Below are 26,926 nucleotides of genomic sequence, written 5' to 3' on the forward strand. Positions count from 1 at the left end.
TTATGATGGTTTAGCTATATTTCTTGTAAACTTTCATCAAAGTTGGCATATCCAGTACTTCTTCTGCGGTTGGAGCGATTTCTACTGGTATGTTTTTGAATCGGGGTGTGGCTGTAGAGTCTGTATCTGGGTCGATTACCCGGTTAGCCCAGGGCCCCATGGGAATGTATATCATTCCTGGAGGTAGGGTTTCATGGGTTTCTACTACTTTAACCACTACATCGCCGAAATCTGATAGTACTTCGATGTTGTCTCCTGCTTCTATTCCCATCTGATCCATCATTTCACGGTTCATGTGACAGATGGCAGCGGCATCTACATACATCTGAAGGTCTTTACCGGACTCGATGGCTTGTCCCTGCCATACGGTTCTTCCAGTGTTTAATATAACATTCATTATAAATCCTCCAGTGTTATTGCATTGACTGGGCAGCTTTCCACGCAGGTTCCACATCTACCGCACAGATTGGAATTTTTGATTTGTATTTCGCCGTCTTCCACGATCATGATGATTTCCACATCATCGGTTGGTCCTTTTCCACCGGCTATCTCAGGACTCCTGGAAGCGTTCACTGGACAGGCGATAACACAGTTGCCACATCCGTGGCAAAGTTCAGGGTATACTTTAAGTCCTATTGCCATGTTTTTACCTCGTAATTAGTTTTTCACGGAATCAAAGGCTTTTTGCCATGATTTGGATTTTATTGGTGTGCTGTTGATATTGGTTCTGGTAACCTTAATTGCATCAACTGGGCAGGATTTTTCACAAGCTCCGCAGTATATGCAGTATTTTTCGTCCTTATGTAATTTTTCAGGTTTTGAACCACTTTCAGATGACTCGGGGAATGATAGAACATTGCAGGGGCAAACCATTACACATGTTTCACAGCCCTGACAGAGATCCTGATTAAGTTCCAGGGTTCCTTCGAATGGTTTGGTTACGGTTGCTGCATCTACTGGACAAATATCCTGGCACCATCCACAGTTCACACAAAGTTCTTCATCAACATAAGAACTTCCTTTGGTTTCAGCATCTTCTGGTTTTAGATCGTAGTCCCCGTATGAACATGATCTGCACACTGCCTTTATAGCATCCACTGGGCAGGATTTTTTACAAATCAAACAGTAGACACATTTATCTTTGTCAACGTTTATGTCTGAAGATACTGTTGGGTCATCGGATGTTGGTAATTTGTGTTCCATTGTGATGGCATCTGCTGGACACATTTCTTCACATATACCACAGTCTATACAGGTTTCTTTGTCTATTTCGATTTCACCGGTAACCAGTTTTGCCCGGTCAGGGAGTTCCCGGTCAATGGTGATAGCATCTGCGGGGCATGCTGTTTCACATGCTTTACAGTATATGCATGTGTCGTCCTGGATTTCTGCAGATTTAATTAACTGAGGATAAGCGTCCATGGTTTTTATGGATTCTCCACCTATTTCCATGTCCAATGCGTTGAATGGGCAAATGCAACTACACATTCCACACAGAACACACTTATTCTCATCAATGTCAATAGAGCTTACATCTTGCTCTGTTCTTACCATAGCACCAGTAGGTTGTACCTCTATGGCGTTCACAGGACATATCTTTTCACAGAGACCACAGGCTGCACAAAGGTCATCCTTAAAGAGTAATTTTCGATCCTCTTCGCCTGTTCTCTCTACAGAAATATCTTTACCTTCAATAATTTCTGTTGTATCCATTACATCAACCTCCTTTATTCTATAAATTGATTATACACACCTTAAAACACAACAGACATCCACAGTACAATTATAATCATTATTGTACCCTATTATCAACCCAAACACGTTAAATATCATTATATTGATGGTTAACTTAGTCATACGTTTAGGGGCACGATATCATGTGTGTTGATAACACATTCGGTAGCTTTAATATATATAATTTCCCCAAAAAATTATATAGAAAATGATATATAAGGATGTGTAGTTAACACATCAATAACCTTGGGAAAAATTTGACTACACCCCCCAATTAAATGAAATAAAACATTGAATGACATGTTAAATAGGAATAAAAATTGTATAAGATTTTGAAAGGATCAAATCCATTAAATTAAAGTATTCATTAAATATTTGTCTTGGAAATTAAATCCAGATAATATAAATGTAAACCCAATTTTCAGATCTGATAAAGATTAAAATGTTTGCAAGATTAATAAAATGGAATATTCCAATTAATGTTCCATGAATTTTCTGGATTTTAACCAGGCTTTACATTTAAAATAAACACCGGAATGTTCTTCAAAATCTATACTAGACATCTATTAAAGATATTATTAATACTAATACTACCAATAGTATTATGTAACCCATTTACCTAAATGTTTTTAAATAATATGTTAAGAGGTTAGTGTATAAGATAAATTGGTAACATGGTCAGTATTACCAGTATATGAATGTTTATGACAATGAGTAAAACTGAGTCAGATATAATAAGTTTACAGTTTAGAGGTGTAATCATGAAGATAGTATCCGTGGCAGGAACCAAAAACACCGGTAAAACCACTTTGGTCACCCTGCTAGTGAATGAACTGGTTAAAAGAGGGTTTAAGGTAGGTACTGTAAAACATACTCATGTTAAGTTAGATGTAGAAGGGAAGGACACTTGGAAACACCGCGAATCTGGAGCGGAAATAGTGGTGGGTGCCGGTGGAGAAGAAACATTTTTCATTATAAATAAAGATATGAGTCTTGAAAAAATAATAACCGGAGCCGAACAGCTGGATGAGCTAGATTTTCTTGTATTAGAAGGATATAAACCTGCTAATTATGCTAAAATTTCCACCTCTCCTTTAGATGATCCTTTCAGTCTGGCCCAAGTGGATGTGCGCGAACTGGATGAAAAATCCATTGGAAAACTAGTAGATCTGGTTGAAGAGAGGAGTTTTGGTAAGCTGGCCAACTTGGACTGTGGTGAATGTGGCTATGAAAACTGTCAGGAGATGGCACTGGCCATAGTACAGGGAGATGCTAAAGAAAACCTATGTGTCATGAAGCAAATATCAGATGTCATTCTTAAAGTTAATGGGAACCGCGTTCCCATGAATCCATTTGTTAATAAATTCATTGAAAACACATTCCTAGGCATGATCAGCGCCCTTAAAATCAAAGAACATGGCGAACCCCAAAAAATCGAACTCCTCATACAACACGACATAAACCAATAGAATAGGTAACAATAATGACAGTAACTGATACCTACCAGCGTCCCATAATATCCTTACGGATATCAATAACAAATCGCTGCAATGTAAACTGTTTTTACTGCCATCACGATGGCATACTACCTCAAAAATACGAAATGACACCGGAAGAGATACATCGCATCGCTCAGGTTGCCCGTGACATTGGAGTGCAGAAAATCAGACTTTCAGGTGGAGAACCACTGATTCGCGACGATATAGTAAAAATTGTGTCCAAAATATCATCAATAGGATTTAAAGACGTTTCCATAACCACCAACGGAACTTTTTTAGATAAATACGCCGATAGTTTAGTGGAAGCTGGACTCAACCGGGTTAATGTTAGCCTTGACACCCTCAAACCCAAAACCTATCGATTCATAACCAAAAAAGACTACCTACAACAGGCCAAACAGGGCATAATCAGTGCTGCTGAATCAGGTCTTTATCCAGTTAAAGTGAACATGGTGGTGATGAAAGGACTCAACCATAATGAAATCTGGGACATGTTTGACTTTTGTCAGGAAAACGGAGCAGTACTACAACTTATTGAACTTTTGAAAACTGATAATTGTCCGGATAACGGTTTTATTGATGATTACCATTATAAAATGGATGATTTAGAAGAAAAATTGGCAAATATGGCAGATAAAGTTAAAACCAGGCGTTTCATGCAGGACCGGAAGAAATACTTTGTGGATGGAGGGGAGATTGAGGTTGTTAAACCCATGGACAACACCCAATTCTGCAAAAACTGCACCAGGATACGCATAACCCCCGAAGGTAGGTTAAAACCATGTTTACTCAGGAATGATAATTTGGTTGATTTTATAGAACCCATGCGACAGGGTAAATCCAATGAAGAACTCAAAATGTTATTCTTAAAAGCCATAGAAAATAGAGAACCATTTTATGATAAATGCTAATGACTGGCAGCAGAAATATGGAAGTATTAATTATATGATCATATAAATTATCATTAATCTACTACAAAAAATAACATATTATTACTATTACACTACAAAATCAGAATTAATGGGGGTTTTCAATGACTAAATCTAAAGATGAACCAGAATATAGGTTAGAAATTGGTGAAAAACTCATACTACTAGATAAGAAAAAGTTCAATCTTTTAAAATTCATTGATGAGTGCGGATCCATTACCAAAGCTTCCCAGAAATCAGACATACCCTATAGAAGTGCCCTTAAATACATTGAAAACCTTGAACATGACTTGAATGATCTATTAGTTTTAACTAAAAGGGGAGGTAAAGGTGGAGGAGGGGGAAGTGAGCTAACCACTAAAGGAAGACTCCTTTTAAGAGAATACAGAAAGGTAGAAAGTGTAATAAAAATGCACACTGATGTAAATGAAATAGAATCTAAAATTGCGGAAATAGATGAAGAAAAAAAAATTATTAACATCTATTTTGGCGATAAAAGAGTTATTTTACCCCTTAGAGGCGATTTTAACGTTGGAGAAAAAGTTTTAGTTTTAATTAGCCCTGAAGATATTTTCCTGACACTTGAACCACAAAAATCCAGTGTGAGAAACGTTTTCAAAGGAACTATAACCCGAATGGAACTTAAAAATCAGGTTGTGCGATTAAATATAGACCTTGGCAATGTAAATCTATTTGCAGACATCACCCAGTATGCAAGGGATGAATTAAAATTAGATCTTGGAAAAGAAGTTTTTGTAGGATTTAAAGCCGCTGCAATTGCAGTAGTTAAATTATAGAATTTAAATTACAACTTGTAATTGATTTATTTTAAACCCCATTGCTGCAACTATGTGCGATTTAAAAGATAATGAACGTCCTTTGGAAGATTCATTAATTTATCGGATTAATAAATATCCTACTTTACTTTTACCCAACTTAGTCTATGTCCAGTACATATAGTCGTGTCAGGTATTTTTAAAGTGTTGGAAAGGTGGTGCATATGAACAAAATGTTCCAGAAAACCAATATAATTAAGGTAAAAGAGGAAGCCCATCATACTGAAGACCTGGTAGCCATTGATACCAAGGTGGAACTGGTGGTTAACGGAGAACTACTGGGTAAATTTTATTTAAGTCCAGAGAACCTGGAAGACTTTACCATCGGTTATCTGCTGGATGAAAGGTACATACATTCTATGGATGATTTGGATGAAATCACAGTGAAACCCAATACAATAAACGTTCGTTTAAATGAACAGACACGTTTGAAAACTGATGATCTTTCCTGCTACGATGGATGGGTGCATCAAGACCAGACCATACCCCATGTTAGCTCTGATTTGAAGGTTGGAAAGGATAAAATTATTGATTCTTACCAGTTACTTATTGAAAAAGCAGAAGTCTGGTCCAAAACAGGGGGCACACATGTGGCTGCACTTGTAGGTGATGGTCATTTCATTGTCCGGGAGGATGTCAGTCGTCATGTGGCCGTGGATAAAGTTATCGGAGCTGGGTTAAAAAATGGAATTGATTTTTCAAATAGTTTCATTGTTTGCAGTGGCAGGATCCCCCCTGACAGGGTGGTTAAGCTGGCCAATGTGGGCATATCTATTATGGTTACCAAAGCTGCCCCCACAGTGGAAGGTTTACGAATAGGTGAAGAAGCAGGCATTACCCTGATCGGTTTTTTAAGAGATGGTAGATTCAATATTTACACCCACCCCCATCGTATAATACTCTAATTAGTTTATGCAGAGTAATTAAAATGTGTAGGCCAAAATGCAATGCAAAAATTAAATAGAATAATAAAAGAGAGTAAAACTAAAAAATAGAGGATAATATGGGATAATAGTTGGTAAAAATATAGGATAACGGTTATTCAATAACCGTGTGCCTGGCCTTCATATCCTCTTCTGTTTTTCCCATTTCAACCATTAACTGGGCAATAAGACTGTCCAGGAATATCAGACTGGTCACCTCAAAAAGAGTTCCCATGGGTGATAAAGACTGGTGTTTTCCGTTCATCTGCCGAGTTATATAATTTTTCTCTGAATCAATCTTGGTACGTCCTTTTATATGCACCACCAGATCGGCCATCTCTCCCAGGGTGGAATCCACATATGAGGTTACAGCGATGATTTGGGTTCCCCTTTTATGAGCAATATTCGCTGCACTGATGATGCTGAAGGTTTCACCTGAACCTGAAATAGATAAAAGGCAATCTTCAGCTGTTAAAGCAGGGGTTGTGGTTTCTCCCACCACATATACACTGATTCCAAGGTGCATGAGACGCATGGCGAATGCCCGGGCTACCAGACCCGAACGCCCCAGTCCCATTACAAAAACGTTTTTAGATGTTTTTAAGAGACGGGTCATGTCTTCAATGTTTTCAGGGTCAAGTTCTGCAGAAACAGAGTGCACATTATCCACTATTTCTTCTATAGCATCGTTGAGAATCATTTGTTTCAATATTAGCACCATTGTTATATTTTTTAAAATTATTGTAAATTTTGAATTAATGTAATCAATATGATTTTTTATGGTGGCCTGATATATATAAGTCCTATTTCATACAATTCTTATACAAATCCTTACACTACCCACATCAGAATATTTTTATCATATATAAATTTTAAAAGGAGAAATTATGAAGTTTCATCCCAGTTTAAACCTACGTATAAAGGGTGAAACATTTAACTACCGACTTTTTGAGGCTTTAACTGAGATCACCAATACTTGGTCACAACGAGAAGCTGCCAAAAGATTGAAAATATCACATGCAGTTTTAAATCGACGAATTCGTGACGCTGAAGAAAAGCTTGGATTTAAATTAGTGGAAACCACCGGAGCCGGTTCCGGGCTCAGCCCCCAGGGAATGATGATCCTGGAAAAATATCAACGATATTTAAGACGATTAGCAGAACCAGACGTGCCAGTTATAGGTGGAGGTCCCATTGCCACTGGTTTGATGGATGTTTTAGCACGTCAATACGGCCTGGAAGTGACAATTTACACTACCGATGATTTAAACGCCCTTAAAATGGCAGAGATGGATCTGGTGGATATTCTGGTTTTAGACGATCCAGTACATGCTCTTATGCATGATCTGGACTTCATACCCATAGCCAGAGATGATCTGGTATTGGTATCTGGATCTGATGAATACTTGGAGAATGTTGACCAACTCCATGGTAGAAAGTTCGTGGAAGTTATTCATTCAGCCCAGCGACTGGCATGGAACACCTTAGATCAGTTACGTGTTGATTACGAAATCACTGAACTGTGCAGTTCACCCCAAAATGCCCTTAAACTGATTAAAACCCGAGAAGGTCTTCTGACCTTTCAGAGCAGAAGTTTCATGTCACCTCTGCCTGATTCTTTTACCGTGTCTGACATCATGGCTGATGATACCAGCCATATAATCAGCATGGTCCTCCTCAATAATGAACTGGAAGATTTTTCCAATTTTATCCAGGGAAGGGGCCAGAGATTGGTCCAGGAGTGGGGTTTTGGGAGAATTGACTAATTAATCATTAAATAATATCTAAAACCTTGTGGAATACATTCATTATCTTTAAAAATAGATTTATTTGAAAGTGAGACCAAGATAGTTAAGGGTGGATTTTTAATTGCAGATAGTAGTTAATTATGGAATTATAACCATTGGTTAATTTTAAATAAACTTAAAATAGAAATAAGGCAGGTGATTGATTGAGGGAAAAAAGAGATTTGCTGGCCATTGGGCATACTGCATTTGATTATATAATTCAGGTTAATGAATTCCCCCTACCGAACTCTGCCACTACCATTAATAATATGCGCACTTTTCATGGGGGTGCTGCTGCCAATGTTGCTGTGGTTGCATCCTCACTGGGTCTCGAATCTTCCCTGGTATCCGCAGTGGGAGGAGACTTTTCAGGATCTGAATATCAAAACCATTTAGAAAATCTTAAAATCGGCATTGAAGACATGATAATTGTTGATGAAGATAAAACACCCACTGCATTCGTGTTAACTGATAAAAATGATGATCAGATATTTTACTTTTACTGGGGAGCTGCCACCAAATTTAAAGAAGCACCTGTCCCCATTAATGCCATTGGTAATGTTCAGGCGGTGCACCTAGCAACAGGAGATCCCACCTTCAACTGTAAATGTGGTGAATTCGCCCGTGAAAATGGTAAAACCATATCATTCGATCCAGGGCAGGACCTGCACATGTACTCATCCCATGATCTTTTGAATGTTCTAAAAATATGTGATATTCTCTTTGGAAATCATCATGAAATTGGACGCATCCTGAAAAGCATCAACATGAGCATTGACCAGTTGAGGGACTATGGACCATCAATTGTGGTGGAAACCAGAGGTAGAAATGGAAGTGTTATTTACTCTGATGAGAAGATTATGATAGATGCTGTTGAGCGTGACCCCACTGACCCCACTGGTGCTGGTGATTCTTACCGGGCAGGGTTTCTGAAATCATACCTGGAAGGTAAATCCCTGGAATATTGTGGTAAACTAGCTTCCGCTGTATCTTCATTCATTGTGGAAGCAGAAGGCTGCCAGACAAATGTTCCCACCCTTGAAATGGCCAAAAAAAGAATGGATAACTCTTTAAAATGATCATGATTATTTGTATCCAGTCAATAATACAACAAAACTTAAAATCAAATATCAATCCAGGGATAACAGGAATATAATAATTTGGGGAATAATAATTCGGAAATATAATAAATTTCAATGAATCAGATAATGCTCATATTCTGGGATTTAAGTATTAACTTGGAGCTTAACTTTCTGAATAGATCCCAGATTATGAGACTAAAAAACCATATCTATTTTTAGGGGTAATGTAGAAATCAAATTAAGATTAGTATATATCAGTTGCTAGGGGCATCTTGCAATTCACGAGAACCCGCAGCTAATGCACTTTTACAAGTTGAATCTAACACGGTGATTCTATGACACAAATGGATGACGCAAGAAAAGGGATAATAACCGAAGAAATGAAATCCGTCGCAGAAAATGAAAATGTCGACGTTGAATTCATCAGAAAATCTGTAGCCAAAGGTACCATTGCCATTCCCAGTAACAAAGGAAGGGAAGTAAAAGCAGTTGGTATTGGAGCGGGACTACGAACCAAAGTCAACGCCACCATTGGGACTTCCACTGACATCTGTGACTTTGACATGGAAGAAGAAAAGGCCAAAATTGCCATGGCCAATAACGCTGATACTCTAATGGAACTTTCTGTGGGCGGAGACCTGGATGAAATCAGGAGAAGAATACTGAAAGTATCCGACATACCAGTGGGAAGTGTGCCTGTATACCAGGCAGCATTTGAAACCATCCGCAAAAAGGGTGCCGCCATTTACATGGATGAAGATGTCATGTTCAAGGCCATAGAAAAACAGGCCAAAGATGGTATCGATTTCATGGCCATTCACTGCAGTGTGAACATGGAAACACTCAAGCGTCTTAAACGTCAGGGCAGAGAAGGTGGACTGGTGAGTCGTGGTGGAGCTTTAGTATCTGCCTGGATGGTGGAAAACGAAGTTGAAAACCCACTCTACAAGAACTTTGATTACATCCTGGAAATCGCCAAGGAACATGACTTTGTAATGTCCATGGCCAACGCCATGAGAGCTGGAGCCATTGCCGACTCCACTGACCGTGCAGGAGTACAGGAACTCATCATCCTGGGCGAATTAATAGACCGGGCTCGGGAAGCAGGTGTACAGACCATTGTTGAAGGACCGGGCCATATACCCTTAAACGAAATTAAAGCTAACGTGGTTATCCAGAAAAAACTGTGCCGCGAAGCCCCATTCTACATGCTAGGACCAATTGTAACTGACATAGCACCAGCATACGATCATATAGTTTCATCCATTGGTGCATCCCAATCTGCAGCTGCTGGAGCCGATTTCATCTGTTACGTCACCCCTGCCGAGCACCTGGCACTCCCTGGACCTGAAGACGTTAAAATGGGAGTTATAGCCAGCCGTATCGGTGCCTACGTTGGTGACATGGCCAAGGGAATACACAACGGTGAAAAGGACTTAGAAATGGCTAACGCCCGGAAAAAACTTAACTGGGAAGCCCAGTACAATGCCGCCATCTGTCCTTCCGATGCTAGGGCAATAAGGGATGCTAGGCCACCAGAAGACCCTGACACTTGTACTATGTGCGGAAGTTACTGTGCTATCAAAATCGTGAATGAATGGCTGGATGAAGCCCCAACTGAAGTATTCGAATAAATAAAATTTTTCGAATAAAAGAGATTTATCCCCCATTTTTTATTCATTTTAAATATTACCATATTTTTTATTTTTATAAGAAGGTGAATTACTTGAAACACTGGACTGAACGAATTGCATCTGATTTGACTAACTGGGACGTTGAAAAACACGTTGTAGCCAGTGGAACATCCATATCTGGCTCCATACATATTGGAAATTCCTGTGACGTTTTCATAGCCAATGCAGTGGGTAAGTCTCTGCAAAAACTGGGCCAGGACTCTAAGACCATCTGGATTGCCGATGACCACGACCCCCTGAGAAAAGTGCCATACCCTCTCCCAGAATCCTACGAGAAGTACTTGGGAATTCCTTACTCCCAGATCCCTTGTCCGGAGGGTTGCTGCGAAAACTTCGTGGAACACTTCCAGAAACCATTCCTGGAAACTCTACCCATCTTCGGAATAGAACTGGAAACTTATTCCGGGTTTAAAATGTACCAGGACGGAGTTTACAACGATTATATTAAAAAATCACTGGAAAGAGCGCCCCGAATCAGGGAAATATTCAACCAGTACCGGGAACATCCCCTGGCTAGTGACTGGTTACCTTACAATCCCATCTGCACTGAGTGTGGCCGGGTGAACACCACCACTGCCTATGATTATCAGGGGGACACCGTTTACTACCGGTGTCAGTGTGGTCAGGAGGGTGAAATGAACATCAAATCAGGTGAGGGGAAACTTACCTGGCGTGTGGAATGGGCTGCCCGGTGGAAAATCTTCGGTGTCACTTGTGAACCATTTGGAAAGGATCATGCAGCCAGTGGAGGGTCATATGACGTGAGTAAAGTCATATCCAAAGAGATATTCAACTATAGAGCACCTTATCCTGTTCCTTATGAGTGGATCACCCTTAAAGGCGATGCCATGAGTAAATCCAAGGGAGTTTTCTTCACTCCCGGACAATGGCTGGAAATAGGATCCCCTGAAACCCTGAATTACTTCTTATTCCGCAGTAAACCATTGAAACATAAGGACTTCGATCCAGGAATGTCCTTTTTAGACTTCATTGACCAGTATGATCGGGTGGAGAGGATCTACTACGATACTGAGGAAGCCGCATCTGAGAAAGAAATGGAAAAACTTAAGAAAATCTATGAGGTGTCCCAGATCAACACTGCCGAATCCATGCCATTCCAGACATCCTATCGTTTCCTCACTGTAGCCCGCCAGATAACTGATGAGCCCGAAAATATCTTCGCAATACTCAAACGGAATTCACAGCTAAGTACAGATATGGAAGGTAAAGAATATGGTGATTTAGATCAGGATACTCATTCACGACTGGAATCCCGTTTGAAAAATGTGGAAAATTGGCTTATTAACTATGCACCAGAATTCGTTAAATTCAATGTCCAGGAAACATCACCTGATGTGCAGTTAAACGAAGAGCAGAATGCATTCTTGCTTCAGGTGGCAGATCTGCTGGAGGAAAATAATTACAACTCCCAGGAACTCCACGACCAGATGTACCTCATACTAAAGGAACTGGGATTGAAACCGCAGACGGCATTCCAGGCCATCTACAAGGTTATTATTGGTAAAAAACAGGGCCCTAGAGCTGCTTCTTTCGTGTTATCCCTTGATAAAGACTTTGTTATCAAAAGGTTCCGTAAGGAGGCCTAATAATTGAAAGTGCGGCTGGTTGAACGAGAGGTCCTGGATCCACTGGGAGAGGTTCAAGCAGATAAATTAAAGGTTAACCCCCTACCAGAGGACTTTGAAAAAGTCACCATATTTGACAACACCAAGCCCGGTGCTGGAGCGATATTGGATATTTTAGCAGAATCTCTGGGGAACAGGACATTCATAAAGGTTAAAAAACCTGCTGGCGCCCCTGCTACACCAGAACAGATTGATAAAGCTTCTTCTGGAGAAATTGCCATCCTTGCTTTGGGGGACTGTGGTTCCTGCACCAGCTGGGTTATACTGGATGCCATTTGCCTGGAAAAAAGGGGAATACCCACCATTTCCATTTGCTCAGACCATTTCGCATCTTTTGCCCATAAACTGGCCAGATCCCATGGAATGGATGAATTACGAATTTTAGAAATTAAACACCCCGTAGCCGGGCTTTCAACTGATGAAGTGAAGGAAAAAACCATAAAACTTATTCCATCATTCCTTTATTTACTGCAAATACCTTAATATACCTAAAAATAACCTAATATCCTAAAATATCTTAACATCCTAAAATACCTACCCCAATAAATACCCAACAATACCATACCCCCCGGGAAATACCTTAAACCATTAAATGTGTTAGAGAACCATGGTAAAAAAATATAAAAAAATAGTTAATAACCAGGCCTGTGGCTGCCTTATTGATGAAATCCTGGAAAAAAAAGAAAATAAGGATGAAAAAAATAAAAACGATAGTCGTCTTTGCAGTGCCAGTCAATCAGATATGGAGTTCTTTGTTGACCCTGACCCTCTGAAGACCAGTATCGATTTTTACCAACGCCACCTGACCGACGGCCTACCTATCATTCCCCCGACCCGAGAACGGGCGAATCGTTTCCTGGATTACAGTAAACATGACCCGAGTGAGCTTCTGGCTCTTTTACCCCCTAAAATGGGCCAGGCTACTCCTGAAAAAATTGCCATTAACTCGATTATGGCCGGGTGCCTGCCTCAGTTTCAACCAGTAATGGAACATGTCATCCAGGCTATTTCTCAGGATAAATTCAACCTTGCAGGAGTTAACGCCACCACCCACCCAGTATCCATCTGCACCATAATTAACGGCCCATTACCCCATGAATTAGGAATGAATTCTGGTGCAGGGTGCCTGGGACCGGGTAATATGGCTAATGCTACTATTGGTCGTGCCCTACGTTTGTGTCTTATTAACATTGCCGGGGCAATTCCTGGAGTGGGTGACCATGCTACCCATGGATCACCAGCCAAGTACAGTTACTGTTTCACAGAAAATGAGGATGAAACTCCCTGGGATCTTTTCCATGTAGAAAACGGTTATTTGAAGGATGATAGTACAGTTACGGTGATGGCTGCTGAAGCTCCGCATAATGTCAATGATCACCGCAGCCAGACAGCGGAAGACTTGCTGGAGACTATCATTCATACTGCAGCCACTGCTGGTTGTAACAACAGCCATGTACCAGGTGAACTCCTAGTTATCATGAGCCCGGAGCACGCAGCAACTATCAGCAGGGATGGGTGGGAAAAGGAAGATGTGAAGGATCATATCCACGAAAATGCGCTGTTACCTGCCAGTTTAGGTGATCGTGGTGGTCAAAAACTAGATGATGAATGGATTATCAGTGATGATGTTCGCATAACCCGCTCCCCATCTGATGTGCTTTTACTGGTGGCTGGAGGTCCTGGCAGGCATACCATGATCAGTCACGGTTTTGGAAATGGATCTTTGTCAGTTACCCTGCCCATCACCCTGAAAGATGGATCAATGGTACATTCCGTGGAAGAATTTAAAATAAAGTAAAAGGTAAATAAAGTAAACGGGCAGAATTTCAGTCTTTTTCTACCCCTACTTATCAATAAAAGTGAGTATTAATCCGTGCAATAACCTACTCGTTCTAATTCTGCTTCCCATATTTTAGGATTTTCTTCAATGTACTTTTCTAAAAGTTCACGGCATTCATCAATACCCATGACTTTAACTTCCACCCCACTTTCCCTTAACAATTCTTCAGGACCAATTAATGTGGTGTTTTCCCCAATCACCACTCGATGAATATTGTATAACATTATTGCCCCTGAACACATGGTACATGGGGATAAAGTAGTGTAAAGAGTGGATTTTTGATAATCAGCTCCCCGAAGACGTCCCGCATTTTCAATGCAATCCATTTCCCCGTGGAGAATAACAGAATCATTTTGAAGCAGTCGGTTATGACCATGTCCCACCACTTCCCCATCGACAACCAGCACTGCCCCTATGGGAATTCCTCCTTCTTTAAGGCTTTTTTTGGCTTCAGCAATTGCCTGGGCCATGAAACGATGATCATCTGCTTCCATGAATGTCCCCCCCATAGATTTTAAAAAAAGAATGAAAAAAAGAAAATAGTATTTGAGTGTTCTAAGTTGTTTTCAGGCTACCAAGTATCCGTTCCATGTTTTGGGTGCTGTTACTACTGGATACGTAAGCAGCATAGTAGAGACTATTATTTTTCACCCAGAAAGCAATGGTAGTGTAGTAACCAGAAGAGTCTTTGCTTGTTGTTGTGATCACGGTTGCAGTGGATCCATCCACTGTAATAGATTTACTTGAACCATATCCCTGTGTCTGATATTCCTGTACCAACTGATTTAGTACACTCTGAATACTTGCTGTGTCAAGTCCAGAAGCAGATATACTTCCAATAGCAAAACCTTCATCACTGCTTCCAACTGCTGCAATATTGTTTGAGCCAGCTGGAGTAGTCACGGTTTTTGTTGCATTTTCACTCCAGGTCCCGGGATAAGTGAAAGTTATCCCATTACCAGAATATGTTTTGTTCGATGACCATTCGTCACTGGTACAACCAGAGGCCATTACTACTAATAAAACAACTGCCAAGATGTAGATCAATCTTTTCATTCAAACCACCTACAAATATAATTATCATTATTAATTATGCTATTAATCTGATTTAAATTAATCGCCATGGAAACATTTCCCCTGAATTAAACATTGGAGGAATTATAAGATTGGGTGCAAATCGTAAAATATGGGAAATAATTGAATTCACGCGTTTGAATAAACTCCCTAGCAGTTGAAATAATCCATTGAGACTAAATATAAAAAAAATTTTTTAAAGTATTCTAAGACTATCATAAATTAAATTACACTCCAGGCGGGTGGCAAAATTCAGGGATTTCTCATCCACCCTGAATTCAGGATGATGGTTAGGTTTTACTTCAGAGAGCGGCCGGTCACTTGGAGCAGCACCATAATACATATAGAGGCCAGGAATTTCACGAGAAAAATAGGAAAAATCTTCTGATTTTGTTGATGCTAGGTAATAAAGAACGTTTTTCGCCTGGGCAACTCTTTCCACCGTGGGGAGCATTGCATCATACAAGGCAAGGTTGTTGACATTCAACGGGTAGTGCTGGCCAAATATCACTTCAGCCTGGCAGCCGTGCATTTCTGCTTTCATCTCAGCTAATTCTTTAATGCGGGTGATAAGAATTTCACGATTATCTTTATCAAGTGAGCGTGCAGTTAGGCCCATTTCAGCTCCTTCAGGGATGATGTTCACCTTTATTCCTCCCCAGAAGTAGCCCACAGTGATGACTGCTGCTCCTTTCTGCAGGTCCACCTCCCGGCTGATGAGTGTCTGCAGGGAATTTATCAGGGATGCTCCGGCAACAATAGGGTCTTTACCACTCCATGGCTGGGATCCGTGGGCCTGCTCACCCCATATACGTATGAATATACTGTCCTGACTGGCATGGGTGGGTCCTTCCCGGATCATGACTTGCCCGGGGTAACAGGTGCTGTTGGCATGGAAGCCGAATATAGCTTGCACTTCCGGATCCTTAAGGGCTCCTTCTTCTACCATCCGCAGAGCCCCACCATCAGTGCCTGTGGGAGCACCTTCTTCAGCTGGTTGGAACAAGAAAACAACTTTTCCAGGTAATTCTGACCTAAGCTGGCTTAGAATTGTGGCAGTCCCTATGGCCGCTGCAGTGCTGGCATCATGACCACAGGCATGGGCCACGTATGTTTCCAGACCATTATAATCTGTTTTCACATTAGAAGCATATTCCAGACCAGTTTCTTCCCTTACTGGGAGAGCATCAATATCCGCCCGGATGGCCACGGTAGGGCCTGGTTTTTCCCCTTGAAGAACCGCTTTTATACCGGTTTTGGCAATGGGCGAAATGACTTCCACACCCGGGAGTGCCTCCAAGTGTTCCAGGATATACCGGCTGGTTTCAAACTCTTGATAGGCAAGTTCAGGGTGCTGGTGGAGCCAGCGGAAAATTTGGATTTGTGATGATGCAAAATCACTAACCAGTTCATCTATGCACTTGTAGAAAGCCTCAAGAGTCATTAAAATCACCTTAAATATCAAAGGCAGAACTTAAATTCAATCATGATTATATTTTTAGAATTACATATTAATTATACCTTATCCAACAGTTATTAGGATAAACTAGACAATAAATGGACCCCAAGAAATTCATCATGCCTCCAATTTGTAAGAATAAAAAAAATATTTAACCAAGTGAATCTACCCATAATCCTTATCTTAAAACTTTATACTCACCTTAATGATTAATTAACGGTTTTAACTAGTATAAATGAAACGTAAGTAGGATTACAGCACCCACTATCACTATTATTAGGTAGTACAGAATTACTTTATATCCAATTTTCTTCATACTTGCCGATTCATTCTGGGGAGAGTAATATTTAAAGAGAACGTATAAAAATAACATTATGGCAAATCCAGATACTAGCATTGCGTAGTCATAAACTATGTATAAAAATATAACATTACTTATAACAAATAAAAGAATTCCAACCAGGATAATTTTAAGATCAAACCTAGATTCCGGGTTAAAACTCAAAAAATTCTTTTTATCAGATTTTTTATCGGGTTTTAAAGAGTTTTTGCAGTTGTAACAGATTTCGGCTTTTTTACTGTTTTTAGTTTTGCACCGTGGGCAGATAATTGTAGATACCAAGATATCACCTAATCTCAATTTAACCATTTGATTATGAGTTAACCACTCTATTCAAGTCAATGAAATAAATAATAAAACATCCCTGATCAAGATTAATCTGTTAACATAATTTAATTAAATTTATTTTAGTAATTAAATTATATTTTAGGGATTTTCAGTCATTGCAACGAACTTTTTTTATTCCAGTTAATTTATTATTATGCAGTTATAAAATGAGGGCTTAATAAAACTTACGAAGTTGAAAAAAGATTGAAGATCTATTATCAATTCATGACGACTCCGAGTACCATTTTTTAATTATGCTCCCTATTAGGCCAATAAATGCCCTAACATGTTAAAATTTCATTAATCTATTTATAAAAATCATATCATGGCAAAATACGTAAAATATAAATTATTTTTAATTTATAAGGGCGTTATAATCCACCGAGAAAAAATAGAAACCTACATAATTCTACATACATTTTCCGTTATGAAAAATGATTTTTCATAATTTGTAGAATGGGTTTATAGCGTGTTATTTTTTTATTAAATGAAGATATGGGCAGCTTATGGGAAAAAAAAGAAATAAAAATCTTTATATATTTTTAATGTAATTTTATTATTAATTAAGGTTAATAATAAAAAAATCCCCTAAAGGGTCAGGTGGTCAAATGTCTAAAGAACTTGAAAAAGAACTACAAGAACAGATAAGAGGGAAAGTTCAGGCTGAAATCGAAAAAGAAATAGAAGAACAAATAAAAGGAAAAGAGGATATAGAAATTAAAAAAGAGATAGAAGAGCAAATAAGGGGAAAAGTAGAATCAGAGATTAAAAAAGAGATAGAAGAGCAAATAAGGGGAAAAGTAAAAGCAGAGATTCAAAAAGAGATAGAAGAGCAAATTAGAGGGAAAAAATAATTACGTTATCTCTTCTAAATAATTTTTATTTTTTTAACTCTTCTAAATTTCAATTTTAATACTTAAATTATATTTTTTAGATTCATTATCGTTAATTTCTTTTTAAATCCCTTTTAAAACTTTCTTTTTTTATTAATGATATGCAAAAATCTGCATAACGGATATAAGTCTTTCGAAATTGTTCCGTTAACAAAAGTTTATATTAGATATAATAAGACCAATCTTATGAATACATCATGAATATTCATGTAGGATTTTGAGTCTGAGACTCAAAAAGTAGTAGTAAAGACATTTTGATGTAAAAAAATGAAGAAAACTACTAAAAAATCATGATAGATTTGTCAACTCTGCATGATAATTCATGAATATATTCAAGTAGAAAATAATATTCGATTAAATAGGAGGTTAATATATGGCATCGTCGTTTAAATCACCTGCAGATACCGCAAAAGCATGCGTTGGTATTGCAGCGTTGAAAGAAAAAGCCCCTTTAAGTAATTTGCTTCTTTTAAGCTTTTTAGCTGGGGCCTACATTGCATTTGGAGGACTTCTGGCAGAAGTTGCTACTGGAGGAATGGCTGCTGCTGGTTACCCTACAGGATTAATAAAATTCGTCTTTGGTGGCGTGTTCCCAGTCGGGCTAATGCTAGTCGTTATAGCCGGTTCTGAGCTGTTTACTGGTAATTGTATGTACATGCCCATGGGAATGCTTCAGGGAGAAGCCAGCCTAATGGGTACCATTCGAAACTGGGTAGGAAGCTGGGTTTTCAACCTGGTAGGAGCATTATTTGTTGCATATGTCCTTGCATACCTAACCGGTATTCTAACCGCAGATCCTTGGGCAGGAACCGCAGTCACCATCGCCAAAACCAAAGCACTCGGTGGAGCACAGTTTGTAGCAGCAGGAAAAACTGTAACATCCCTAAACTGGATGCAAGTGTTCTGGAGAGCCATTGGATGTAACTGGTTAGTATGTCTCGCAGTTTACCTGGCAATTGCCTCAGATGATATTGTTGGTAAAGTATTCGGAATATGGTTCCCGATAATGGCTTTCGTGACCATTGGATTTGAGCACGTAGTCGCAAATATGTTCTTTATACCTGTCGGAATATTCATAGGCGGAGTAACCTGGTCCCAGTTCTTCATCAACAACATGATACCAGCTACTCTCGGTAACATCGTTGGTGGAGCAATATTTGTGGGCTGTATCTACTGGTTCACCTACCTGCGTGGTACCAAAAAAGCAGAAGCTTAATCTGAGGAAAGTAGTTTACATTGCCAAATTGAACGGTATTTGTAGATCCTTTCCATTTTTCTTTTTTATTTCTTGAAAAAAGGAAGGGTGTCCAAATCTTAAATTCTATCATGAATGATCATATAGGAAACAATCATTCACCCGTGATTTATCACTGGAAATAGTCGGAAATAAGTTATGTCAAAGAAATTATCATGAATATTCATGGATTTTAGAGGAAGAATTATTACATATAAATTTTATATTGAGAGGAGGAAGAAAATGAATATCCAATACACACCAACCACATGCCCCTACTGTGGATGTGGATGTGGATTTAACCTAGTAAGTGTTGATGGCAAACTGAAAGGTGTGGAACCATGGAAAAGAAACCCGGTAAATGAAGGAAAACTTTGTCCAAAGGGTAACTTTTCATACGAGTTTGTCCACCGAGAAGACAGGTTAACCACCCCTTTAATTAAAAAAGGCGGCGAATTTGTAGAAGCAACTTGGGATGAAGCACTTGATTTGGTTGCATCCAAATTAGGTGAAATAAAAGACGCAAATCCAGAAGCTCTAGCATTCCTATCATCCGCAAGATGTACAAATGAAGAAAATTACTTAATGCAGAAACTTGTGCGTACCGTAATAGGAACACACAACATAGACCACTGCGCAAGGCTCTGTCACGGCCCTACAGTTGCCGGACTTGCACAGACCTTTGGATCAGGAGCTATGACTAACTCCCTAGAAAGTGTAGCACATGCAGATTGCATATTTATCATAGGATCCAACACCCTAGAACAGCACCCCCTAATGTGGAGAAGGGTCTTACAAGCAAAAGCTAACGGAGCCAAACTAATAGTTGCAGATCCAAGGTTCACCCCTTCTGCAAAGAAAGCTGACCTTTACCTGCCATTCAAATCCGGAACAGACGTGGCTTTAATGAACGCCATGATGAATGTAATTATTTCTGAAGGACTGGAAGATAAAGAGTTCATAGAAAACCGGACCAAAAACTTTGAAGAATTAAAAGCAGTGGTCATGAAATACCCACCGGAAAAAGTGGCAGATATAACAGAAGCTTCAGCTGATTTAATTAAAGAAGCAGCAATGATGTATGCAAAAGCAGATAATGCTGCTATTATCTATTCTATGGGTATAACTCAACACACCACTGGTACAGATAACGTTATGTCCACATCCAACCTGGCCATGATCACCGGTAACCTTGGAAGGCCTGGTACTGGAGTTAACCCTCTGCGAGGTCAGAACAACGTTCAAGGCGCATGTGACATGGGAGCACTCCCAGTTGTATACCCTGGATACCAAAAGGTCATAGAAGGAGAAATGGCTGAAAAAATGATGACTGCATGGGGATGTGGTGATCTAACCTGCAGACCCGGCCTTACCGTAATTGAAATGATGAACGCAGCGGATGCAGGTGATATCAAGGGTATGTACATAATGGGTGAAAACCCGATGGTCTCAGACCCAGACATACAACACGTTAAAGAAGGTCTTGAAAGCCTGGACTTCTTAGTTGTACAAGATATCTTCTTAACAGAAACAGCTGAACTAGCAGATGTAGTACTCCCTGCAACCTCATGGGCTGAAAAAGACGGAACATTCACCAGTACAGAAAGACGTGTGCAATACATACGAAAAGCAGTAGACGCACCAGGTGAAGCTAGATCTGATTGGTCTATAATCTGTGACATTGCAAAGAAAATGGGCTCTGATCTCTTCAACTACGACTCACCACAAGATATATTTGAAGAAGTAAGGACAGTCACCCCTCAATATGCAGGTATGAATAAAGAAAGACTGGAAAAACCAGAAGCACTGCACTGGCCGTGCCCTGATGAAGAACATCCTGGTACTCCCATACTCTGGGGAGAAAAATGTGCAACTCCAGATGGTCTGGGTGTACTTATGCCAATCGAATTTATACCCCCAGCTGAACTTACAGATGAAGAGTATCCATTTACACTCACCACTGGGCGGATGCTGTTCCACTGGCACACAGGTAGTATGACCCGAAGATCAAAGACCTTAGACCGTGAAGTTCCAACCGGTTTCGTTGAAATTAACACCGAAGATGCTGCTGAACTTGGTATAAAAAATAAGGAACTTGTTCGTGTCAAAACACGACGTGGAGAAATTGAAATCGGTGCCAAAGTTACTCCTGACATCATGAAGGGAATAATATTCATACCATTCCACTTCGTAGAATGTGCTGCCAATACCCTAACCCAGAGTTTTGCATTGGATCCTGCAGCCAAAATGCCGGAATTTAAAGTTTCCGCAGCAAGCATTGAAAAAATGGAGTGATCCCAATGGTTCAAGTAGGCGATATGTATTATGCATGGGGTTCAGACGAGGAAATTGCCAGCAGCGGAGAATGTGGAGGTGCAGTAACCACCATATTAAAGTTCCTTTTAGAAGATGACATAGTGGACGCAGTTCTAGCCGTTAAAAAAGGTTCAGATCTATATGATGCAGTGCCCACACTAATAACCGACCCCGACGAAATCATAGAAACAGCAGGATCCCTCCACTGCGGAACACTGAACATGGCCAAAATAGTGGGGAAATATCTGGACGGTGCCAAAGACATGAAAATCGCCGTCACCACCAAACCCTGCGACGCCATGACCCTGGTAGAACTAATTAAACGGGAAGAAGTGGATGGGGACAACATTCTCATGGTAGGAGTTAACTGTGGAGGTACTATGCCCCCGGTTAAGGCCCGACAGATGATCGAAAAATTCTACGAAACTGACCCAGATGAAGTGGTTAAAGAAGAAATCGCCAAAGGAAAGCTGATCATCGAAACCAAAGACCATGAAGAGCAGGAAATTAGCATCGACGAACTGGAAGACGCTGGATACGGTCGAAGAACCAACTGCCGAAGATGTGAAATCAACATACCACGTATGGCTGATCTTGCATTAGGTAACTGGGGAGTTATCGGACCACTAGCTGGTAAAGCCACCTTTGTAGAAGTATTCTCCGAAAAAGGTGCCGATGTTCTTGGCAAAGCCATAGAATCCGGAGCTCTCAACACCCAGGAACCAATACCTAAAGGTGTTGAAATACGGGCTAACATTGACAAGATCATGGCAAAATTAGCCGGTAAATGGCAAGCCAAAGATTTCGACGAAAGTCGAGGCGAAATACTGACCACAATAGCTCAGTACATGGACGAATTCGACAAATGTATCAAGTGCTATGGTTGCAGGGAATCCTGTCCAATCTGTTACTGTGAAAACTGCTGTCTAGAATCAAATAATGGTCCAGACTGGCTGAGCAAAGAACTTCCACCATCACCACTATTCCATATGGAAAGATTAGTCCACATGGTAGAATCCTGTACCAATTGTGGACAGTGTGAGGAAGTCTGTCCTGCTGAAATACCACTGGCAAAAATTTGGCATGAAATCAACCTCAAACTGCAGGAAACCTATGGTTTCACCAGAGGAATGGATGAAAAAATGCCACCATTGTCTTATTTCCCAGCACCTGGAAAATAAACCGTGAAAAACTTGAAGGTGGGGATTATCCCCCCTTTTTTATATATTTTAATAGCAACACCCATTTAACATTCACAAAGTTATCATGTAAAGAATAAGTCACAGGTGATCACAGATAGGTCACATATCACGATCTTGAAGCTTTGCTACAAGATATAACAAACCACATTTGTAATCTTTAATTCTGACCTAATAACAGTCGCTCAATAAATCACCGGAAAATAAAATAAATTAGAGTCAGTGTAAGAACATCATCCCCCATATTATTTAATAAAAAAAAGAGAAGCAAAATGTGGTTTGTTATTAATTATATCAATATGAGTTAAGAATTATGAAAAATAATTACCAATAAAAAAAAAGGAGATAATCATATGGAATGGACCCCCAAAATAATAGTTTTCTGTTGTAACTGGTGTTCCTATGGTGGAGCAGACACTGCAGGTACAGCAAGGATGCAATATCCCCCAAACGTGCGCATAATCAGAGTAATGTGTTCAGGTAGAATAAATCCTCTTTTCGTCTTAAAAGCATTTGACGAAGGGGCAGATGGAGTAATGGTTGCCGGATGTCACTTTGGAGACTGTCACTACGACAGAGGAAACTTCGCATGTGACCGACGAATAAAGGCTTTGAAAACAGTGATGAAGACCTTGGGTCTTGAAGAAGGAAGATTCTACCTTGACTGGATATCTGCTTCCGAAGGTGAAAAATTCGCCAATACAATGAAAATGGTAAGTGATCAGGTTAAAGAACTTGGTCCCTTCTCATGGAGAAAGAATAAAGCAGAAATAGGGTGATTTAAATGGTTCAAATAAACGATATGTATTATGCTTTATCCCCTGATGAAGAAATCGCAGCCAGCGGGGAATGCGGAGGAGCAGTAACAGCCATCCTTAAATTTTTGCTTGAAGAAGGCATAGTGGATGCAGTTCTAGCCGTTGAAAAAGGTGCTGATCTTTATGATGCAGTGCCCACACTAATAACCGACCCCGAAAAAGTCATAGAATCGGCAGGATCCCTCCATTGTGGAACACTGAACATGGCTAAAGTCATTCATAAATACCTTGATGGTGCAAACGACATGAAAATCGCCGTCACCACCAAACCCTGCGACGCCATGACCATTGTGGAACTTATGAAAAGGAAACAGATCAACCAAGACAATGTGGTGATGATTGGAATTAACTGTGGAGGAACCTTACCCCCAGTCCAAGCTCGTGAAATGATCGAAAAATTCTACGAAATAGACCCTGACACTGTTGTAAAAGAAGAAATCGCCAAAGGAAACCTGGTAATTGAAACTGCAGACGACACTGAAAAAGAGATCAGCATCGATGAACTGGAAGATGAGGGATACGGTCGAAGAACCAACTGTCGAAGATGTGAAACCAACATACCAAAAATGGCAGACCTAGCCATGGGTAACTGGGGAGTAATAGGACCACAGGCAGGTAAAGCCACTTTCGTAGAAGTATTCACCGAAAAAGGTGCCGAAATTCTGGATAAAGCCATTAAAGCAAACGTCTTAAAAGTAAAGGACCCAGTTCCAAAGGGTATTGAAATAAGGGCTAACATTGACAAAGCAATGGTTAATCTGGCTAATAAATGGCAGACCCGGAATTTTGAAGAAAGTGACGAGTTAATGAACCTGGACCAGTACCTGGATGAATTCGACAAGTGTATAAAATGTTACGGTTGCAGAGAAGCATGCCCTATCTGTTTCTGCAGAGAATGTTCCATTGAGTCAGAATCAGTTAACTGGGTACCTAAAGGAGAACTTCCACCATCACCAATGTTCCACTTTGTGAGAATGTTACATATGGTGGATTCCTGTACCAACTGCGGACAGTGCGAAGAAGTATGCCCTGCTGATATCCCACTGGCCAGGATCTTCCATAAGATAAACGTGGAACTACAGGATGTCTTTGACTATCACCCAGGATATGATCTGGAACAAAAACCACCACTTTCCGTGATAGACAAAGAACCTAGTGAGGAATAAAATAACCTCACCCCTTACTATTTTTTTATTTAATTACTTGTAGACCTTTAGGATACTTGAAGTGATAATCTTCTAACTTTGATAGCTTACTCAAAATGTTATGGTGATAAAAATGATGCTTGATGAAGTATTAAAAGCTAATGAAGAGTTTGTTAAAGATTTCGAACCCAAAAAAATGAGTCACATGCCCCAAAAGAAATTGGCCATTGTAACTTGTATGGACACCCGACTTACCGGGTTTTTAGAACCTGCCATTGGAATTGGAAGGGGAGACGCCAAAATAATCAAAAATGCAGGTAATGCTGCAGTTGATAGGGATGTTATCCGATCTGTGGCCGCAGCCATCCACGCTCTGGGTGTGGAAGAAGTAATGGTAATCGGTCATTACGATTGTGGGATGGCCAACGTTGACCCGGAAAAACTGGAAGCCAACATGAAAGCCAGGGGTGTGGATGAAAAAGCACTTTCTGAGGTAAATCTTAAGGATTGGATAGGGGCAATTGATGGTGAAGAAGATAATGTGATGGTAGTGGTGGAAAAAATAAAGGAATCACCATTTATTCCAGATGATGTGCCAATCCATGGTCTTATAATTGACCTCTATGATGGTAAATTGAAAGTTTTAGTTGAAGGGTAAAACTGATTATCTCTAATTTTCTTATTTTTTTTAATTTTTCTATTTCAATTAGGTTTAATTTAAGAGTAAATCATTTATCAAAATTGAATATCCCTATACAAAATAGGCAGCGCATCACCAGTCCTTACTCCTTTCCATACCTAACTTGATTCTGGAATTCAATTAAATCAAATCTTTTCTGCGATTATTCATTATAGAGCATAATTGAATGTTCTACTACCTTCAATGCTTCTTTGTAATCTTCCCAACCCAATACTTCCGTGGATTTTCCTTCAAGTCGTTTGTATTCCTGGAAGAAGTGAACAATCTCGTTAAGGAGTGATTCTGGAAGGTCGTCGATGTTTTTTATGTGATTGGATCTGGGGTCATCCACTGGAACTGCCAGGATCTTGTCATCCTGTTCCCCACCATCTATCATCTTTAAGAGACCAATTGGCCGGCTTTCGATTACACATCCCGGAAATGTTGGTTGTTCCATAATTACCAGTATGTCCATGGGATCTCCATCATCGTAGAGAGTTTGGGGGATTATACCGTATTCTCCAGGATAAAAGAATGGTGATGACAGAACTCTGTCTAGGATAAAAGACTCTTTATCCTTGTCATATTCATATTTATTCCGTGAGCCCTTTGGTATTTCAATCACTGCGTACACCACTTCCGGTGCATTTGGTCCTGGCTTAATATCTTTCCACAAATTCATTATATCCTCTCCTTTCTAATTTTCTATTGAAATTTAAATAAATTTAAAAAGTTTAAATGAGATTTAATCAATAAATTACCATTATTTTTATCTCAATCAAGTTTAAGAATTTTACAGCCCAAAGTCAGGATAATTTAAGCTTTTTAGAACGTGCAAAGCTCGATAAACATATTCGAGCTCTGATATTCCGATAAAGTAAGATCTTCTAAATCCTCCATCTGCATTTTGAAGTTTTAATACAAAATTAATGACTTCATCCCGGTTTAACCAGCAAACCAAAGGATAATTAAGGATTTCATAGATTCTAATCCCCGCATATATACTTTCAATGTAGGGAGGGTAACTTAGAGGAGTGTAAGCAAAAATTCCTTCATCAGTCTGGCAACTCTGGGTGAAATCTATTATTTTATCCCGGGAGTTTATGGAATCAGGGTTAATAAGGTTCAATGTTTCTAGAGCATAATAGGTTGACATTATATCAGACCTATATTTCCCAAATCCCCCATCCTCATTTTGGAAGTGCAAAACACGTTCATTAATATATTCTGGCAACTCAATCCCAACTATTCTCATGACATTAGTCATCAAATAAATTATTTCAAGATTAGAAGTCCTGTATCGCCCTAAAAATCTATTAACATATTTTTGAGGAAAAGTTGGACTTCTTTTAAAAGAATCCAGAATGTTTACCCTGTAAAAAATTCCCCGGGTACCGTATTGCCTTCCTCCTTGTAAGTTTTCAATCCACTTAATTGTGTTTTCCTTATTGTGGGGTTCTTCATCCAACATT

26 protein-coding genes are annotated in these 26,926 nt (G+C 39.7%); 17 read left to right on the plus strand and 9 right to left on the minus strand.

The features are described from left to right. Positions 1 to 10: 10 nt before the first annotated feature. Genes fwdD through fwdF form a run of 3 tightly spaced genes read right to left on the minus strand, consistent with a single transcriptional unit; the run spans position 11 to position 1,713 of the window. On the minus strand, positions 11 to 397 hold the full coding sequence (fwdD, locus tag HY987_RS09460) for a tungsten-dependent formylmethanofuran dehydrogenase subunit FwdD (RefSeq protein WP_292757931.1): 387 nt from the start codon (positions 395 to 397) through the stop codon (positions 11 to 13). Continuing rightward, positions 397 to 642, minus strand: coding sequence for a 4Fe-4S binding protein (locus HY987_RS09465; protein WP_292757933.1), 246 nt, complete (start codon positions 640 to 642; stop codon positions 397 to 399). The genes fwdD and HY987_RS09465 overlap by 1 nt, the downstream gene beginning before the upstream one ends. A gap of 15 nt (positions 643 to 657) precedes the next feature. Beyond that, a complete protein-coding gene (fwdF, locus tag HY987_RS09470; protein ID WP_292757935.1) occupies positions 658 to 1,713 on the minus strand; it encodes a tungsten-dependent formylmethanofuran dehydrogenase subunit FwdF in 1,056 nt (351 codons plus the stop codon). A 782-nt stretch (positions 1,714 to 2,495) separates the two neighbouring features. On the opposite strand from fwdF, the gene mobB reads away from it, so the two are divergent. The 4 genes from mobB to fdhD all read left to right on the plus strand — a co-directional run bounded on the left by mobB (position 2,496) and on the right by fdhD (position 5,903). Further along, entirely contained in the window at positions 2,496 to 3,203 is a 708-nt protein-coding gene (gene mobB / locus HY987_RS09475) for a molybdopterin-guanine dinucleotide biosynthesis protein B (protein WP_292757937.1), read from the plus strand. A gap of 14 nt (positions 3,204 to 3,217) precedes the next feature. Then, the gene (moaA, locus tag HY987_RS09480; RefSeq protein ID WP_292757939.1) at positions 3,218 to 4,144 is read left to right on the plus strand and encodes a GTP 3',8-cyclase MoaA; all 927 of its coding nucleotides are present in this window, start codon (positions 3,218 to 3,220) and stop codon (positions 4,142 to 4,144) included. Between the two features lie 122 nt (positions 4,145 to 4,266). Continuing rightward, positions 4,267 to 4,959, plus strand: coding sequence for a TOBE domain-containing protein (locus HY987_RS09485; protein WP_292757941.1), 693 nt, complete (start codon positions 4,267 to 4,269; stop codon positions 4,957 to 4,959). A 203-nt stretch (positions 4,960 to 5,162) separates the two neighbouring features. Continuing rightward, the gene (gene fdhD, locus HY987_RS09490) at positions 5,163 to 5,903 is read left to right on the plus strand and encodes a formate dehydrogenase accessory sulfurtransferase FdhD (RefSeq protein WP_292757942.1); all 741 of its coding nucleotides are present in this window, start codon (positions 5,163 to 5,165) and stop codon (positions 5,901 to 5,903) included. 133 nt (positions 5,904 to 6,036) lie between these two features. Here the strand turns inward: fdhD and hxlB are convergent, their stop codons facing one another. Next, positions 6,037 to 6,621 (minus strand): 6-phospho-3-hexuloisomerase, encoded by a 585-nt coding sequence (hxlB, locus tag HY987_RS09495; RefSeq protein WP_292758457.1) that lies wholly within the window; start codon positions 6,619 to 6,621, stop codon positions 6,037 to 6,039. A 187-nt stretch (positions 6,622 to 6,808) separates the two neighbouring features. Between hxlB and HY987_RS09500 the strand changes: the two genes are divergently transcribed. The 6 genes from HY987_RS09500 (at position 6,809) to HY987_RS09525 (ending at position 13,928) form a co-directional block, all read left to right on the plus strand. Beyond that, positions 6,809 to 7,687, plus strand: coding sequence for a LysR family transcriptional regulator (locus HY987_RS09500; RefSeq protein WP_292757944.1), 879 nt, complete (start codon positions 6,809 to 6,811; stop codon positions 7,685 to 7,687). 185 nt (positions 7,688 to 7,872) lie between these two features. Next, on the plus strand, positions 7,873 to 8,787 hold the full coding sequence (locus tag HY987_RS09505; RefSeq protein WP_292757946.1) for a carbohydrate kinase family protein: 915 nt from the start codon (positions 7,873 to 7,875) through the stop codon (positions 8,785 to 8,787). Positions 8,788 to 9,125: 338 nt separating this feature from the next. Beyond that, positions 9,126 to 10,424 carry a phosphomethylpyrimidine synthase gene (gene thiC, locus HY987_RS09510; RefSeq protein WP_292757948.1) on the plus strand — a complete coding sequence of 433 codons (1,299 nt, stop codon included), beginning with the start codon at positions 9,126 to 9,128 and terminating at the stop codon, positions 10,422 to 10,424. A 92-nt stretch (positions 10,425 to 10,516) separates the two neighbouring features. Beyond that, positions 10,517 to 12,091, plus strand: a complete 1,575-nt coding sequence (gene lysS, locus HY987_RS09515; RefSeq protein WP_292757950.1) for a lysine--tRNA ligase — start codon at positions 10,517 to 10,519, stop codon at positions 12,089 to 12,091. Positions 12,092 to 12,100: 9 nt separating this feature from the next. Continuing rightward, a complete protein-coding gene (locus tag HY987_RS09520; RefSeq protein ID WP_367146896.1) occupies positions 12,101 to 12,613 on the plus strand; it encodes a UGSC family (seleno)protein in 513 nt (170 codons plus the stop codon). Positions 12,614 to 12,737: 124 nt separating this feature from the next. Continuing rightward, positions 12,738 to 13,928, plus strand: coding sequence for a hypothetical protein (locus HY987_RS09525; RefSeq protein WP_292757953.1), 1,191 nt, complete (start codon positions 12,738 to 12,740; stop codon positions 13,926 to 13,928). 68 nt (positions 13,929 to 13,996) lie between these two features. Here HY987_RS09525 and HY987_RS09530 read toward each other — a convergent pair whose 3' ends face one another. The 3 genes from HY987_RS09530 to HY987_RS09540 all read right to left on the minus strand — a co-directional run bounded on the left by HY987_RS09530 (position 13,997) and on the right by HY987_RS09540 (position 16,488). Then, on the minus strand, positions 13,997 to 14,464 hold the full coding sequence (locus HY987_RS09530) for a nucleoside deaminase (protein WP_292757955.1): 468 nt from the start codon (positions 14,462 to 14,464) through the stop codon (positions 13,997 to 13,999). Positions 14,465 to 14,525: 61 nt separating this feature from the next. Further along, entirely contained in the window at positions 14,526 to 15,026 is a 501-nt protein-coding gene (locus HY987_RS09535; RefSeq protein WP_292757957.1) for a hypothetical protein, read from the minus strand. Between the two features lie 214 nt (positions 15,027 to 15,240). Beyond that, the gene (locus HY987_RS09540) at positions 15,241 to 16,488 is read right to left on the minus strand and encodes a M20 family metallopeptidase (RefSeq protein WP_292757959.1); all 1,248 of its coding nucleotides are present in this window, start codon (positions 16,486 to 16,488) and stop codon (positions 15,241 to 15,243) included. 1,290 nt (positions 16,489 to 17,778) lie between these two features. On the opposite strand from HY987_RS09540, the gene HY987_RS09545 reads away from it, so the two are divergent. The 7 genes from HY987_RS09545 (at position 17,779) to HY987_RS09575 (ending at position 25,433) form a co-directional block, all read left to right on the plus strand. Further along, positions 17,779 to 18,024 (plus strand): hypothetical protein, encoded by a 246-nt coding sequence (locus HY987_RS09545; RefSeq protein ID WP_292757960.1) that lies wholly within the window; start codon positions 17,779 to 17,781, stop codon positions 18,022 to 18,024. A gap of 412 nt (positions 18,025 to 18,436) precedes the next feature. Beyond that, the gene (locus HY987_RS09550) at positions 18,437 to 19,279 is read left to right on the plus strand and encodes a formate/nitrite transporter family protein (protein ID WP_292757962.1); all 843 of its coding nucleotides are present in this window, start codon (positions 18,437 to 18,439) and stop codon (positions 19,277 to 19,279) included. A 261-nt stretch (positions 19,280 to 19,540) separates the two neighbouring features. Further along, on the plus strand, positions 19,541 to 21,592 hold the full coding sequence (gene fdhF / locus HY987_RS09555) for a formate dehydrogenase subunit alpha (RefSeq protein WP_292757964.1): 2,052 nt from the start codon (positions 19,541 to 19,543) through the stop codon (positions 21,590 to 21,592). A gap of 5 nt (positions 21,593 to 21,597) precedes the next feature. Further along, positions 21,598 to 22,794 carry a Coenzyme F420 hydrogenase/dehydrogenase, beta subunit C-terminal domain gene (locus tag HY987_RS09560; RefSeq protein ID WP_292757966.1) on the plus strand — a complete coding sequence of 399 codons (1,197 nt, stop codon included), beginning with the start codon at positions 21,598 to 21,600 and terminating at the stop codon, positions 22,792 to 22,794. Between the two features lie 371 nt (positions 22,795 to 23,165). Then, the gene (locus HY987_RS09565; RefSeq protein ID WP_292757968.1) at positions 23,166 to 23,591 is read left to right on the plus strand and encodes a hydrogenase iron-sulfur subunit; all 426 of its coding nucleotides are present in this window, start codon (positions 23,166 to 23,168) and stop codon (positions 23,589 to 23,591) included. Positions 23,592 to 23,596: 5 nt separating this feature from the next. After that, positions 23,597 to 24,796: a Coenzyme F420 hydrogenase/dehydrogenase, beta subunit C-terminal domain gene (locus tag HY987_RS09570; RefSeq protein ID WP_292757970.1), complete on the plus strand. Its 1,200-nt coding sequence runs from the start codon at positions 23,597 to 23,599 to the stop codon at positions 24,794 to 24,796. 112 nt (positions 24,797 to 24,908) lie between these two features. Beyond that, on the plus strand, positions 24,909 to 25,433 hold the full coding sequence (locus tag HY987_RS09575) for a carbonic anhydrase (protein WP_292757971.1): 525 nt from the start codon (positions 24,909 to 24,911) through the stop codon (positions 25,431 to 25,433). Between the two features lie 184 nt (positions 25,434 to 25,617). Here HY987_RS09575 and HY987_RS09580 read toward each other — a convergent pair whose 3' ends face one another. Both HY987_RS09580 and HY987_RS09585 read right to left on the minus strand, forming a co-directional pair. Further along, positions 25,618 to 26,136, minus strand: coding sequence for an inorganic diphosphatase (locus HY987_RS09580; RefSeq protein ID WP_292757972.1), 519 nt, complete (start codon positions 26,134 to 26,136; stop codon positions 25,618 to 25,620). Positions 26,137 to 26,247: 111 nt separating this feature from the next. Continuing rightward, positions 26,248 to 26,925 carry a prenyltransferase/squalene oxidase repeat-containing protein gene (locus tag HY987_RS09585; protein ID WP_292757973.1) on the minus strand — a complete coding sequence of 226 codons (678 nt, stop codon included), beginning with the start codon at positions 26,923 to 26,925 and terminating at the stop codon, positions 26,248 to 26,250. Position 26,926: the final 1 nt, after the last annotated feature.

The organism is Methanobacterium sp. (assembly GCF_016217785.1).
GTDB lineage: Archaea > Methanobacteriota > Methanobacteria > Methanobacteriales > Methanobacteriaceae > Methanobacterium.

What these genes read in the sequence shown, in the direction of transcription:
- fwdD (WP_292757931.1), bottom strand. Translation starts at nt 397, where the DNA reads ATGAATGTTATATTAAACACTGGAAGAACCGTATGGCAGGGACAAGCC.
- HY987_RS09465 (WP_292757933.1), bottom strand. Translation starts at nt 642, where the DNA reads ATGGCAATAGGACTTAAAGTATACCCTGAACTTTGCCACGGATGTGGC.
- fwdF (WP_292757935.1), bottom strand. Translation starts at nt 1,713, where the DNA reads ATGGATACAACAGAAATTATTGAAGGTAAAGATATTTCTGTAGAGAGA.
- mobB (WP_292757937.1), top strand. Translation starts at nt 2,496, where the DNA reads ATGAAGATAGTATCCGTGGCAGGAACCAAAAACACCGGTAAAACCACT.
- moaA (WP_292757939.1), top strand. Translation starts at nt 3,218, where the DNA reads ATGACAGTAACTGATACCTACCAGCGTCCCATAATATCCTTACGGATA.
- HY987_RS09485 (WP_292757941.1), top strand. Translation starts at nt 4,267, where the DNA reads ATGACTAAATCTAAAGATGAACCAGAATATAGGTTAGAAATTGGTGAA.
- fdhD (WP_292757942.1), top strand. Translation starts at nt 5,163, where the DNA reads ATGAACAAAATGTTCCAGAAAACCAATATAATTAAGGTAAAAGAGGAA.
- hxlB (WP_292758457.1), bottom strand. Translation starts at nt 6,621, where the DNA reads ATGATTCTCAACGATGCTATAGAAGAAATAGTGGATAATGTGCACTCT.
- HY987_RS09500 (WP_292757944.1), top strand. Translation starts at nt 6,809, where the DNA reads ATGAAGTTTCATCCCAGTTTAAACCTACGTATAAAGGGTGAAACATTT.
- thiC (WP_292757948.1), top strand. Translation starts at nt 9,126, where the DNA reads ATGACACAAATGGATGACGCAAGAAAAGGGATAATAACCGAAGAAATG.
- HY987_RS09525 (WP_292757953.1), top strand. Translation starts at nt 12,738, where the DNA reads ATGGTAAAAAAATATAAAAAAATAGTTAATAACCAGGCCTGTGGCTGC.
- HY987_RS09530 (WP_292757955.1), bottom strand. Translation starts at nt 14,464, where the DNA reads ATGGAAGCAGATGATCATCGTTTCATGGCCCAGGCAATTGCTGAAGCC.
- HY987_RS09535 (WP_292757957.1), bottom strand. Translation starts at nt 15,026, where the DNA reads ATGAAAAGATTGATCTACATCTTGGCAGTTGTTTTATTAGTAGTAATG.
- HY987_RS09540 (WP_292757959.1), bottom strand. Translation starts at nt 16,488, where the DNA reads ATGACTCTTGAGGCTTTCTACAAGTGCATAGATGAACTGGTTAGTGAT.
- HY987_RS09545 (WP_292757960.1), top strand. Translation starts at nt 17,779, where the DNA reads ATGTCTAAAGAACTTGAAAAAGAACTACAAGAACAGATAAGAGGGAAA.
- HY987_RS09550 (WP_292757962.1), top strand. Translation starts at nt 18,437, where the DNA reads ATGGCATCGTCGTTTAAATCACCTGCAGATACCGCAAAAGCATGCGTT.
- fdhF (WP_292757964.1), top strand. Translation starts at nt 19,541, where the DNA reads ATGAATATCCAATACACACCAACCACATGCCCCTACTGTGGATGTGGA.
- HY987_RS09560 (WP_292757966.1), top strand. Translation starts at nt 21,598, where the DNA reads ATGGTTCAAGTAGGCGATATGTATTATGCATGGGGTTCAGACGAGGAA.
- HY987_RS09565 (WP_292757968.1), top strand. Translation starts at nt 23,166, where the DNA reads ATGGAATGGACCCCCAAAATAATAGTTTTCTGTTGTAACTGGTGTTCC.
- HY987_RS09570 (WP_292757970.1), top strand. Translation starts at nt 23,597, where the DNA reads ATGGTTCAAATAAACGATATGTATTATGCTTTATCCCCTGATGAAGAA.
- HY987_RS09575 (WP_292757971.1), top strand. Translation starts at nt 24,909, where the DNA reads ATGATGCTTGATGAAGTATTAAAAGCTAATGAAGAGTTTGTTAAAGAT.
- HY987_RS09580 (WP_292757972.1), bottom strand. Translation starts at nt 26,136, where the DNA reads ATGAATTTGTGGAAAGATATTAAGCCAGGACCAAATGCACCGGAAGTG.
- HY987_RS09585 (WP_292757973.1), bottom strand. Translation starts at nt 26,925, where the DNA reads ATGTTGGATGAAGAACCCCACAATAAGGAAAACACAATTAAGTGGATT.